General features: G+C 41.5%; 13 protein-coding genes, 2 pseudogenes and 1 riboswitch. All 15 genes and pseudogenes read right to left on the reverse strand.

The genetic code is table 11. The annotated features are described in order from the left end of the window. Positions 1-124: 124 nt before the first annotated feature. The gene (locus V7137_RS24825; RefSeq protein WP_335700551.1) at positions 125-784 is read right to left on the reverse strand and encodes a lysoplasmalogenase; all 660 of its coding nucleotides are present in this window, start codon (positions 782-784) and stop codon (positions 125-127) included. Positions 785-1,222: 438 nt separating this feature from the next. Beyond that, positions 1,223-1,492, reverse strand: a pseudogene (locus V7137_RS24830) (DinB family protein); the annotation flags it as partial. Between the two features lie 78 nt (positions 1,493-1,570). Continuing rightward, positions 1,571-2,338, reverse strand: coding sequence for a TatD family hydrolase (locus tag V7137_RS24835; RefSeq protein WP_335700552.1), 768 nt, complete (start codon positions 2,336-2,338; stop codon positions 1,571-1,573). Next, positions 2,335-3,069 carry an ABC transporter ATP-binding protein gene (locus tag V7137_RS24840; RefSeq protein ID WP_335700586.1) on the reverse strand — a complete coding sequence of 245 codons (735 nt, stop codon included), beginning with the start codon at positions 3,067-3,069 and terminating at the stop codon, positions 2,335-2,337. The genes V7137_RS24835 and V7137_RS24840 overlap by 4 nt, the downstream gene beginning before the upstream one ends. Before the next feature lie 3 nt (positions 3,070-3,072). Beyond that, the gene (locus V7137_RS24845) at positions 3,073-3,840 is read right to left on the reverse strand and encodes an ABC transporter permease (RefSeq protein WP_335700553.1); all 768 of its coding nucleotides are present in this window, start codon (positions 3,838-3,840) and stop codon (positions 3,073-3,075) included. Further along, positions 3,837-4,130 (reverse strand): thiamine-binding protein, encoded by a 294-nt coding sequence (locus tag V7137_RS24850; protein ID WP_335700554.1) that lies wholly within the window; start codon positions 4,128-4,130, stop codon positions 3,837-3,839. The genes V7137_RS24845 and V7137_RS24850 overlap by 4 nt, the downstream gene beginning before the upstream one ends. Positions 4,131-4,146: 16 nt before the next feature. After that, a complete protein-coding gene (locus V7137_RS24855) occupies positions 4,147-5,139 on the reverse strand; it encodes an ABC transporter substrate-binding protein (RefSeq protein WP_335700555.1) in 993 nt (330 codons plus the stop codon). Positions 5,140-5,286: 147 nt separating this feature from the next. Continuing rightward, a riboswitch (TPP riboswitch) is annotated at positions 5,287-5,396 on the reverse strand. 208 nt (positions 5,397-5,604) lie between these two features. Further along, positions 5,605-5,733 (reverse strand): hypothetical protein, encoded by a 129-nt coding sequence (locus V7137_RS24860; RefSeq protein ID WP_335700556.1) that lies wholly within the window; start codon positions 5,731-5,733, stop codon positions 5,605-5,607. Positions 5,734-6,028: 295 nt separating this feature from the next. Beyond that, the gene (gene eat / locus V7137_RS24865) at positions 6,029-7,432 is read right to left on the reverse strand and encodes an ethanolamine permease (RefSeq protein WP_335700557.1); all 1,404 of its coding nucleotides are present in this window, start codon (positions 7,430-7,432) and stop codon (positions 6,029-6,031) included. Between the two features lie 138 nt (positions 7,433-7,570). After that, positions 7,571-8,515, reverse strand: a complete 945-nt coding sequence (gene mdh, locus V7137_RS24870; protein ID WP_335700558.1) for a malate dehydrogenase — start codon at positions 8,513-8,515, stop codon at positions 7,571-7,573. Positions 8,516-8,540: 25 nt separating this feature from the next. Beyond that, a complete protein-coding gene (locus V7137_RS24875) occupies positions 8,541-8,894 on the reverse strand; it encodes a BMC domain-containing protein (RefSeq protein ID WP_218346858.1) in 354 nt (117 codons plus the stop codon). A 3-nt stretch (positions 8,895-8,897) separates the two neighbouring features. After that, entirely contained in the window at positions 8,898-9,173 is a 276-nt protein-coding gene (locus V7137_RS24880; RefSeq protein ID WP_335700559.1) for a EutN/CcmL family microcompartment protein, read from the reverse strand. Between the two features lie 17 nt (positions 9,174-9,190). Beyond that, positions 9,191-10,045: a phosphate propanoyltransferase gene (locus V7137_RS24885; RefSeq protein WP_438825628.1), complete on the reverse strand. Its 855-nt coding sequence runs from the start codon at positions 10,043-10,045 to the stop codon at positions 9,191-9,193. A 19-nt stretch (positions 10,046-10,064) separates the two neighbouring features. Continuing rightward, positions 10,065-10,358 carry a BMC domain-containing protein gene (locus V7137_RS24890; protein WP_335700560.1) on the reverse strand — a complete coding sequence of 98 codons (294 nt, stop codon included), beginning with the start codon at positions 10,356-10,358 and terminating at the stop codon, positions 10,065-10,067. Between the two features lie 12 nt (positions 10,359-10,370). Then, positions 10,371-11,274 (reverse strand): annotated as a pseudogene (locus V7137_RS24895) (acetaldehyde dehydrogenase); the annotation flags it as partial.

Raw genomic sequence — 11,274 nt, forward strand, 5'->3', positions numbered from 1 at the left:
ATCCAAGGGGTGGTGGCCAGTTATGCTAACCTGATGGTAAGATGGGTGGATGTTGTCTTTCCAGAGCTGCGACAAGTGCCGTAATTGCTACAGAAAACATAAAAGGCGCGACAATAAATCTCGCCTATTTTTCACCCGAAGAATAGCTACCAAAACTAGGAAAGAAGCGCAAGCTGTGTGCAATTAAAAATTGCGCTATATAATAGGTTGTCATAATCAGGATATCGGAATGGGGAATCTCTGAAACAAACATATTCCATGACAGAATGGAGTCTGAGAGGACAAATAAAATACTTCCTCTTATTGCCCATTTATTATGGGACAAAAATCCAGTCCAACTCATCAGGGATATAATCACTATATACATAAGTACGGGAACTACAAAGGTATCCATATGATTCTGAAGCAATGCAGCGATTACGTGATATCCCATAACAAAGCCATATAATCCAATAGGTAGAATCATAAGAAGTGAAAGCTTTGTAAAACGCCAATAACGGGAAAACCCTGCTGTATAAAACAGATGACCAATTAGAAAAGCTGTTAAGCCGATCACGAACCATCTAATTAGCCCATCACCTAGCATACAGATAAATAATCCACACCATATAATCCAATGAGGGCGTGATTTTTTATCAGGTATTTGTTTATAAGCATAGAATAGAATGAGCCACATGGGGATTAATTTAAATAGCAATTTGATTGCTTCTGGTTTGCTGGGAATGGCAAATATGTATATAAGGCTCATAAGTAAAATGAAAATAGGTAATCGATACGTTTTCAATCTATTCACCTCTTTGTAACAGTTTTATTTCTCCTTGTTTTATAGCCAGCATCTTCACCTTTATAGGATTTTATTAATCTACTATTTTCTTTATAACTAAAACACATTTCTATGTATCACAGGTTTATTCCCGTATATTGGGTAGTTCGTCAGCTTAACCTGATACGGTAAATTCTTACGCATTTTCACCGAGCTTATAACACTATCATTCTTACTAAATACAGTGCTATTCGACTAAGTGAGAACTCTTCAGGGTGGTACCCCTTATGTAAATCGTAATTTCATAATCTTGCCCAATTCATCAAGAAAAGTGCATTTCATGCTAAAGAAACGCACCCGATTGTGGAAAGGCATCCTTCTTTTTCTGCATATTTGTATCCGATAGCTGTGTAAATTAATCAGCTTCTTTGGAGAAAAAATGGATTACTCTACTCTTGCCTATTTATGATGAATAACATTTTCTGAATACCAATAAAAAGCATAATCAGTCATAACGGAAGAATCACCCAACTGATGCAACATAGCTGAAATATTCCCTCTAAGATAGGTTCCATGATTCACAACGTGTAAGACCATTTCAGATAAGCTTGTTTCTCTTAGTCCTGCATATGGATTATCCAGCAAAATTTTCTTTTCTATATCTTCCTTTCTGTTCAAAAAGGATTTAAACTGAGTTGTTAACATGGGAAAATTCGTTTCTAAGTCTTCATTGGATCTTTATGAATCAATTGGTTTCCTGGTCATTATTTCTAAATAAAGAAAGCTACCAATGTTTGATCGGCAGCTTCAAGTTGTTATTTGGTAAAACCCTTTTGTGTTTTGATGTAAGATATCTGAAACTTCCGCAGCGGAAAGCTTCTTGAGCAGTGCGATTTTCCTTATGGATTCCTCCATCATATTCGGATGGGTCATTATTCCTGCAAATGGACCTTCAAATGGCCAAGGACCATCGGTTTCAACCATCATGAGCTCGAGAGGATAGACGCTGACAAGCTGCTGGATTTCTTGTTCATACACCACATCGGGGGTAATAGAAATATGGTAGCCGTTTCTTATCATTCGGTCTATTGTTTTCTGATCCCCTTTAAACCAATGAAAATGCGCTTTGGAAACAGAATATTTTTCGAGAAGGTCACAAACGAGAGGCGCATCATCGTAAACAGCATGAAGAACGATCGGTTTGTCCCATTTTTTCGCCTTACTTATAAACACTTCTAATACTTCAAGATAAGGAGCAATCGATATCCCCTGCTCTTGCCTTAAGTAGTATGGCAGCCCCACCTCTCCTACCGCAATCATTTCATCACGGTGGTCGTCCATCCAATTTAGCAGCACGTTCAGCTCGTTTTCAGAAGGCAATGTTTGTTCTGGATGGCAGCCAAATGCAGGTTTTACCTTTTGATATTTTTGTGCAAGAAAAAGGTTTCTTTTACTGGAATCCAAATGAAAGGATACAGAAATCAAGGCTTCGATATGGGCAGAATCCAATACAATTCGTTTGATTTCCTCATCTTGATAGCGATCCAAATGTATATGAGCGTCAATCATCTTCATTTGACTTCACCTACTAATTGGTAATATACATCCCTTTTGCATTGAATAAAGCGTTCATCTAACAGTATACTTTCGTGCCGTGGCCTTTCAAATGGGACCTCTATGGTTGAAACGACCTTTGCCTTTTTAGCAGACAGCATCATCACACGATCGGATAGAAACAGTGCTTCCTCTATATTGTGAGTAATAAAAAGAATAGTCCTTCGATGTGATTCCCACATGTCCACTAACCATTTCTGCATTTCAAACCGGGTTAGCTCATCTAAAGCGGAAAAAGGCTCATCAAGACAGATCACCTCTTGCGGGCTCAATAAGGCACGGATAAAAGCAGCGCGCTGCTTCATTCCTCCAGACAGCATGTCAGGATAGGCGTTTTCATAATCCGAGAGTCCTGCAATCGCCAGCATTTCTCGTGCTGCTTTTACGTCTTTTTTTCCCTGAAGCTCTTGGCCAAGAAGGACATTTTCAAGGATCGTCCTCCACGGGAAAAGAGAAGAAGTTTGAGGCATATAACTAATAAAACCACGCTTGCCATTAATGCACTGGCCGTCTAATAGGATCTCTCCTTCATCTGGTGAAAGAATTCCTCCTATTAAATTGAAAATGGTGCTTTTCCCACTTCCTGAAGGGCCAATAATAGAAACAAATTCATCTTTATTAATGGAAAAATCAAGGTCTTTCAGTACTTCATTTTGCCCGAAACGTTTTTGTAACGTTTTGAAAACGAAGATATGTCATTTTTTCTCATCCCCTTTCGGCTGCCAGCGAACCACTCTTCGTTCCATAAAAACGATTAAAAAGAAAAATAAGAGGCTTAAGAACATGATGGTAAAAATGGCAACGAACACCCGGTCCGTTCGAAAAGACGACGATGCGAATGTCATAAAGACACCAATCCCCTGCTTAGCACCAAGCCATTCAGAAATAACGGCACCCATTACACTATACGTGGCAGAAACCTTAAATCCTGAAAAAATCGAGGGCCACGAAAACGGCAGCTCCAATTTCCAAAAAAGCTGTGTTTTGGACGCACCTGCCATCCTCATATAATGCTTCAACTCTGAAGGGGTTTGGCTAAATCCATCCAAGGCGGCCACTGTAATGGGAAAGAAACAAACAAGGGTGATGACAATCATTTTGGGTAATAAGCCAAACCCGAACCAAATGACCAACAGTGGAGCAAGAACGATAATGGGAACATTTTGCGATAAAATCAACAATGGATAAAAAGAATCCCTTAAAACAGGTACCAGATGGAATAAAATGGCGACAGCCAGTCCAATGAATGCTCCAACTACAAATCCAAATAGTGAAATTTTAACCGTTGAAAACACATCTGGATAAAAATCACGCCAACCGGCAATGGCCTCTGTGAAAATCTTTGATGGCGGCGGAAGAAGCCATTCCGGCACTTCTGCTAATTTAACGACAATCTCCCAAATGACAAACAAAAGGAGGAGAACCAAAATCGGTCTCCACCCTTTTACAAGATTCTTCCTCATGATCGATATTTTCCGGTTAAGTCATCCATTGAAATGCCTGTTGGCTGATAAAGGATTTTCACTTGAGAAATGACATTTTTGCTTCCCATTTCAATCATTCGTTCATTCATTTTTGAAATCACCATAAATAATTCGTGGAGTTCGCCTTCCATGGTTGTTTCTAACGGGTGTACCTCGTATTTCACACCAGATTCAGCAATGACTTTAATGGCTTCATCAACGTATGGAATGACGTCTTCTCCACCCTTTGTTTTCGGGATGATTTGAATGCTGATTAATGAATTCGCCATATTTTTCTCCCCCCTATTATTTTGGTAAAAATTCATTTGTAAATGCCTTTTTCGCATCTAATTTCTTGTCAAGAAGCTTATTCTCATACATCCATTGGGCATAATTTTCCCAAATCTCTTGCTTTTGAATTCCCCATTCCTTTGCATCATCCTGATATTTTGGAGACAACCATTCTTGACTCTTCTTGACAAGCTTTGGATCTAAATCCGGTGCTGCTTTAATCAGGATATCTGCAGCTTGATCAGGGTTTTTAATGGCAAATTCATACCCCTCGGCAGCCGCCTTTACGAATGCCTTAACCGTTTCAGGGTTTTCTTTGATCATTTTTTCGTTTGTTTCTAAAACAGGTGTATAGTAGTCCAGTTTATCAGAATAATCGGTTAAGTAAACCATATTAATTTTTTCATTACGAAGCTCTGCTTCTACACCAGTCCACCCATAGTAAATCCAAGCGAAATCGATGTCTCGTTTCACAGCCGTAAAAAAGTCCGTATCCCCCATGTTCACGATTTTCACCTTATTGGCATCGGCGTTTTCCTTTTTCATTAGAGAAGTGATGACAGATTTTTCGACTGGCGATCCCCATCCACCGTATGTTTTTCCTTCAAAATCCTTCGGAGATTGAATCTTTTTGCCAACAGGTGAAGCGAATCCTGATGTATTGTGCTGAATCACTGCAGCGATCGATACGATCGGCACCCCTTGTATCCGTGCCTGAGTAATCGCTTCTTGGTAACCTACACCAAACTGCGCCTTGCCAGAAGCGACTAGTTGGTCAGCACCGGTCTCACCCGGCATGATAATATCCACATCCAAGCCTTCTTTTTTAAAGAATCCTTTTTCTTTTGCTACATATAATCCAGTATGATTGGTATTTGGCGTCCAATCCAGTACAACCGAGACCTTTTTAAGCGGCTGTTTTTTTCCTGTTGCGTTTTCTGTTTCTTTTTTGCTGCTACATCCAGTCATTAGAAAGACTGATAGGACTAGTACTAGCCATTTCTTCATGTTGAATCCCCCATATGTAAAAATAAAATCTAAAGTGAAACAAATTAAATAGGCTGAAACCTCAGTGTTGGTTAGAGGGCAAAAACTTGCTTAAACAAAATAAAGCACCCAGGCAAAGAAACCTGAGTGCATCTCAGCAAACAATTAATTGTTTAAGAATATGTTCCCTCCGCCGGTATCAACCAGATCAGGTTCCAAGGGTCATCGTCTCACGGACTAAATCTCAACCGGCATCACCGGTTCCCCCACATTTCATCGTATTCCACTTAATATTTTACTATTATATCAGTCAAGGCATACATTGCCAACTTTTTTATGTATAATTCCTGCATTGGACTACCAGAAACAATTGCAAATCCCAATTTAATATAAGGAAAGATCTTTCAAATAAAGCTGTTGAGTAATCCTTAAATAAAAATAGGTTCTCCCTTTAAAATGGGTAGAACCTATTTTATTTTCAATTAATCAAAATGGAACTTCATTATAATCTGCATAATTGTAACCTAGTAAATCTACTTCATATTCATTATATGTAGGATCCAGATTGTTACCATCCCAACGATTGCCGAATACTTCTTTAATCAATAGCTCCATTCCGATTTCAGCATATTCTTCGAGTCTCTTTCTCGCTTTTAAGCGAAATTCGGAATTTTTACCAAAAGATTGGGATAATTTTTATCCTAACCTAAAAATTTAAAGTAAATGTAGCTTGTAAGATAGATGAAGCTGGCATAGTGGAAATAAAATAGTTTTTTTTCAAAAGAAACTAAATAACCTTAGCCCTATAGAGTTCAGGGCTAAGGTTGCTTAAATAGTGCACCTTTTTATATACTGTCTCCTTGACGGGGGTTAGACCACACCCCAATGGAACATCTTTTGCTATTGAACATTATCCTATTTTCTCATCTGTCTCTGTTTCTCCAGAAGTCACATCCTCAATTAAAACAAACTCCTCCGACATTGGACGAAGTCTCTTGGATCCTACTAAGAAATAGTAGACAATCGCCACACCAAAAATCGTCAGAATCACACCCGCCAAAGGCAGCTCCACTCCAAACAAAGGAAGAGTTGTCGTTAACACGCTGTATTTTACCACGCAGAAGAAAGAGAAAACACCCAATACTAATGCAATCGCTGGTACAACAGGGTAGCTCACCTTAAATGGTCTTTCCAAATTCGGCTCCTTTTTACGCAGCACAAACAACGATACCATACTTAAGCAGTACATCGTAATCGCACCAAAAACGGATAGGATAATCAACGCATTCGCAAAGTTTGCTGAGCCTGCTGCGATCACTCCAATCGCTCCAGGAACAATCAAGCCCCAATGTGGCACTCCGCGTTTCGAAAGATTAGACAAAAACTTAGGCAGGTATCCTGCACGAGCCAAGGCAAACGTTTGACGGGAATAACCAATAATAATACCGTGCAAGCTGGCAATTAAACCAAATAAACCGATAATGGCAACTGATTTTGGAATAAAGCTGCCTTCTCCATAAATACTTGCCAATGCCTGTGGAAGTGGATAATCCGCTGGTTTACCGGTACCGCCGCCAAGTCCTGCCGTTACGACTAAGGTTAAAATCGTTGCCACACCAAGCGTTAAAATACCGGAAATAAAGCCTTTTGGAATATCCTTCTTCGGGTCACGCACCTCTTCTGCTGCCATCGCTCCCCCCTCAATCGCAAGGAAGAACCAAATGGCAAATGGAATGGCTGCCAAAACACCGGACCAGCCATGACTAAAAGCCATATCATTAAAGATATTGGATGATTGAACATGAGGTAAACCGGCCACATAATAAATCGCGAGACCGATTAATGCCAATACCGTTGCCACTAACTCAATGATAGCGGCACCTTTTACACCTATGAGGTTGACCAAAATAAATAAAATAAACATTCCGACCGTTGCATAAACGGCATTAATACTTGGGATTAAGAAATGGATATACGCTCCAACCGAAACCGCAATCGCTGGAGGGGCAAATACGAATTCCAGTAAACAGGCTAAACCGGTTATAAAGCCCATAAACGGCCCCATAGCCTTTCGGGCATAGGCAGACGGCCCGCCGGCATGAGGGATGGAAGTTGAAAGCTCTGAATAACTAAAAATAAAGGTTGTATAAAAGACAATAATAATTAGTGCAGCAATGCCGAGGCCGATGGTGCCACCTGATTCAAAACCATAGTTCCAGCCAAAATATTGGCCGGATATGACCATCCCTACGGCAATACCCCAGAGATGGATTGGTTTAAGCGCTTTTTGTAAATGGTTGTTTCCCTGCTCCATATACCCTTCCCCTTTCAAAGTAAATCTCCTGGAAATATTAAAGTAAAACCATATCCCCTACACGACAATTTCCAAAACTAGTTGTTACTAGTTTAATATAGAATTGTAGAAGGATTCACAGGTTATTTTATGCAATTATTATCGTGTCTTCAAAATCGATAGGACATTCCGAACAGATTGGGCTGATTGATCAAGGGCTGTTTTTTCTTCAGGGGTTAACGCAATTTCAATGACCGTTTCAATGCCATCGCCGCCAAGGATCGTTGGAACCCCTAGATATAAATCCTGATAGCCATATTCCCCTTCCAGATAGGCAATACATGGCAAGATTCGTTTTTTGTCCTTTAATATGGCTTCAGCCATTTGGACCATCGAAGCTGCCGGGGCGTAGTAGGCACTGCCTTGACCTAGCAAACTGACAATCTCGCCGCCGCCTTTACGCGTTCTTTCCACAATCGCTTCAATTCGGTGTGGCGGGAGAATTTTATCAAGCGGGATTCCGCCGGCATAAGAGAATCGAACCAATGGGACCATATCATCACCATGCCCGCCAAGGACAAAACCCGAAATATCTTCCACTGACACATTCAATTCCTGTGCAACAAAGGTGTTGAAACGCGCAGTATCTAGGACTCCGGACTGACCGATAATCCTATTTTTAGGGAACCCTGTTGTTTTATAGCAAACATAGGTCATCGCATCAACAGGATTACTTAAAACGATAATGTAGCTATTCGGCGCATATTTTTTAATATTTTCCGAGACTTGCTCGATAATATTTGCATTGGTAGAAACCAGATCATCCCGGCTCATCCCAGGTTTCCGCGGCAGCCCTGCCGTGATTAACACCAAATCAGCATCCTGTATATCCGCATAATCTGAGGTACCCGTTATATTTGCATTAAAGCCTTGGATGGGGCTTGCTTCCAGCATATCCAGTGCCTTCCCTTTGGTCGGATCGTTTTGAGACGGGATATCAACCAGAACGACATCTCCTAATTCTTTTTGCGCAATCATCAGCGCTGCTGTTGCACCAGTAAATCCTGCACCAATCACGGCAATTTTTTTACGTTTGAAAGACATGTTTCTTCCTCCATTCATTTAATAATTATTCCGTTTGTGCTGGAGGCTCATCTTGCTTTGCTCTTTGACCCCTTTTTGCAGGTTTTGGTTTCTCCTCGCCCTTTTTCGGTGTCTGTGCCAACATTTGCCCTACTCCCTCATCCGGACGCGGGATAACATGCGCGGTTACCAGCACGCCAACACTTTGAGCTGCATACTTGCCAGCATCGACCGCTGCCTGGACAGCCCCGACATCTCCTTCTACTAAAATCGAAACGAGTCCGGCGTCCACTTTTTCTTTTTTAACTAACCGTACATCCGCTGCTTTAACCATTGCATCTGCGGCAACGATCGAGGCAATCAGCCCTCTTGTTTCAATCATTCCTAAGGCTTTTGACATCCTTTACGCACCTCCTTCTACATCAATAGAATCAATAATTCCGATAATGACAGCATCAATCGGCAGTCTATGGTCACCGATAATATTTGCTGCCGAACTTCCCGTTGTGACCATCACTTTATCACCGACTCCGGCACCAATCCGATCCACCGCAATAAACGGTGAAAGGATAGGCGCCCCGGATGGAAGCTCCGGCTGGACAAATAAATATTTTAATCCTGTTAGATTCTCTTCCTTCCTTGTCGCCCACACATTTCCAATCACCGTTCCAACTAACAAAAAATCATCCCCTTAAACTAATCCATAACCTGGATGCTTTTTTTCAACTCTCTTGCAGCATCTCGTGCCAATGGAGTCACCATTGTGCCTTTCCGAACCGAAATCATCTCGTACTGCCATGCCTGCACATCTCTTTTGGTTAAGAGATTTTTTTGAAAATGAACTTCTTTTGGTTCGTTTTGTTCAGGTGATACCTGATTGGTCACAGGCTGGGGTTTTACGAAAGGCTCCCCATCCTTAACAAGGAAACCAGCCTGACCGCTTGTAATGAACCCGGCATTAGCTTCATCGGTATCGATAGGCATCTCAAGCTGATATCTCGCTGAAACCCTTATCAATACTTTTTCAAACGAAACCGGGCGTTCCCCTTCTGTTCGGATTCGTACATACTCGCCGTTTTCTACGCCAAAATAAGCGGCATCCTCTGGGTGCATATGAATATGAGCCTGGGCAATGATCAGTCCTTCATTTTTATAAATACTTCCTTTGGGCCCTGCCAGAGTAATCGGTGCAGAACCAGCAATATTGCCAGATTCCCTTACGGGCGGTTTCAACCCAAGCTTTACTGCATCCGTTCTGCTGACTTCCACTTGTGTGAAAGAACGAGCGGGACCGAGGATTCGCACTTTTTCGATGCTTCCTCTTGGTCCGACAATGACCACCGTTTCATTAGCTGCAAATTGACCGGGCTGAGACAAGTCCGCTTTTTTCGTTAACTCATACCCTTTGCCAAAAAGCGTTTCTAAATCAGCTTGACTTAAGTGGCAATGGCGTGCAGAGACAGCCATCGGGATTGTATTGGGTCTGGAGTCCTTTTTTAACAATTGCTGAATCACTTCTTCAACAACATTTCGAATGGCTTGTTCATTCATCTTATTGGCTCCTTACTTCTTACACTTCCACTTCTAATTTTGGTAAAATGCTCTCCAATTCGTTGTGCGGACGTGGGATGACATGAACAGATAATAGTTCACCAACACGTTCTGCTGCTGCCGAACCTGCTTCAGTTGCCGCTTTAACCGCACCTACATCTCCGCGGACAAGAACTGTTACAAGCCCGCCGCCAACATGAACTTTACCGACTAAATGTACGTTTGCTGCCTTTACCATTGCATCTGCTGCTTCTACGGATGCTACCAAACCTTTTGTTTCCACCATTCCTAATGCTGTTAATTCTCTAGCCATTGTAAATTCCTCCTATGAATTCATTTGATATTTTTTTAATACTTGATTGACCAATTCAGAAATGACCTGCGAATCTAGCTGGCCCGAACCATTCACCTTACTTAAAACCTGATTTACAATCTCGTCTACATGGGTGCTGGCACCCCATTGTGGGGCAGGACTTTTGCTGGATGGTTTTGGAACATTAACCTCTTTTGTTCCATAGGCCATCCTTTTGATATTGATTAAATGGCGGGCCGTTAGATTGTCTGAAGTAATATTACCGCCAAATGATCCACAGCCAAGTGTCAGCGATGGCATCAATTCCGTTGTGGCTCCAACCGCACCAATGGAAGAAAGCGTATTCACCAACAGTCGTGATACTGGCATTACTAACGCAAATTCACGGGCTACATTGTCATCATTGGTGTGAAGGGATAAGCTATGTCCCATCCCGCCTAAATGTAAGATTTTCACACACAGCTCTTTTGCACTTTCATAGTTTTCCGCTGTATAAATCGGAAAGATCGGCGACAGTTTTTCAATGGAAAAAGGAACGTCCTTCCCTATCCGCGTTTCTTCCGCAATTAAAATCGTTGTGTCGGCCGGAACGGAAATACCCGCCAATTCCGCAATCTTGACAGCACTTTGACCAACAATTGCCGGATTCAGCTTTCCTGGCAATGGTGAAATCACCATTTCTAAAAGTGATTTCTCCTGCTCATTTAAGAAATAGGCGCCATTATTTTTAAGCTCCCTTACGGCCATTTCTTTGACATTCTGATCAACCACAATGGCCTGTTCCGTTGCACAAATCGTGCCGTTATCAAACGTTTTGCTTTGAACAATCATTTTGACCGATTTTTCGATATTGGCGGTTTTTTCGATATAGACGGGCACGTTTCCAGGACCGACACCATATGCAGGCTTACCTGAA

This window comes from Neobacillus drentensis, assembly GCF_036962765.1.
Lineage (GTDB): Bacteria > Bacillota > Bacilli > Bacillales > Cytobacillaceae > Neobacillus > Neobacillus drentensis_C.

Bases quoted from the DNA above. Each gene is read 5' to 3' on its own strand.
- V7137_RS24845 (WP_335700553.1), bottom strand. From the start codon at position 3,840: ATGAGGAAGAATCTTGTAAAAGGGTGGAGACCGATTTTGGTTCTCCTC.
- eat (WP_335700557.1), bottom strand. From the start codon at position 7,432: ATGGAGCAGGGAAACAACCATTTACAAAAAGCGCTTAAACCAATCCAT.
- V7137_RS24855 (WP_335700555.1), bottom strand. From the start codon at position 5,139: ATGAAGAAATGGCTAGTACTAGTCCTATCAGTCTTTCTAATGACTGGA.
- V7137_RS24890 (WP_335700560.1), bottom strand. From the start codon at position 10,358: ATGGCTAGAGAATTAACAGCATTAGGAATGGTGGAAACAAAAGGTTTG.
- V7137_RS24875 (WP_218346858.1), bottom strand. From the start codon at position 8,894: ATGTCAAAAGCCTTAGGAATGATTGAAACAAGAGGGCTGATTGCCTCG.
- V7137_RS24860 (WP_335700556.1), bottom strand. From the start codon at position 5,733: ATGGAGCTATTGATTAAAGAAGTATTCGGCAATCGTTGGGATGGTAAC.
- V7137_RS24850 (WP_335700554.1), bottom strand. From the start codon at position 4,130: ATGGCGAATTCATTAATCAGCATTCAAATCATCCCGAAAACAAAGGGT.
- mdh (WP_335700558.1), bottom strand. From the start codon at position 8,515: ATGTCTTTCAAACGTAAAAAAATTGCCGTGATTGGTGCAGGATTTACT.
- V7137_RS24835 (WP_335700552.1), bottom strand. From the start codon at position 2,338: ATGAAGATGATTGACGCTCATATACATTTGGATCGCTATCAAGATGAG.
- V7137_RS24885 (WP_438825628.1), bottom strand. From the start codon at position 10,045: ATGAATGAACAAGCCATTCGAAATGTTGTTGAAGAAGTGATTCAGCAA.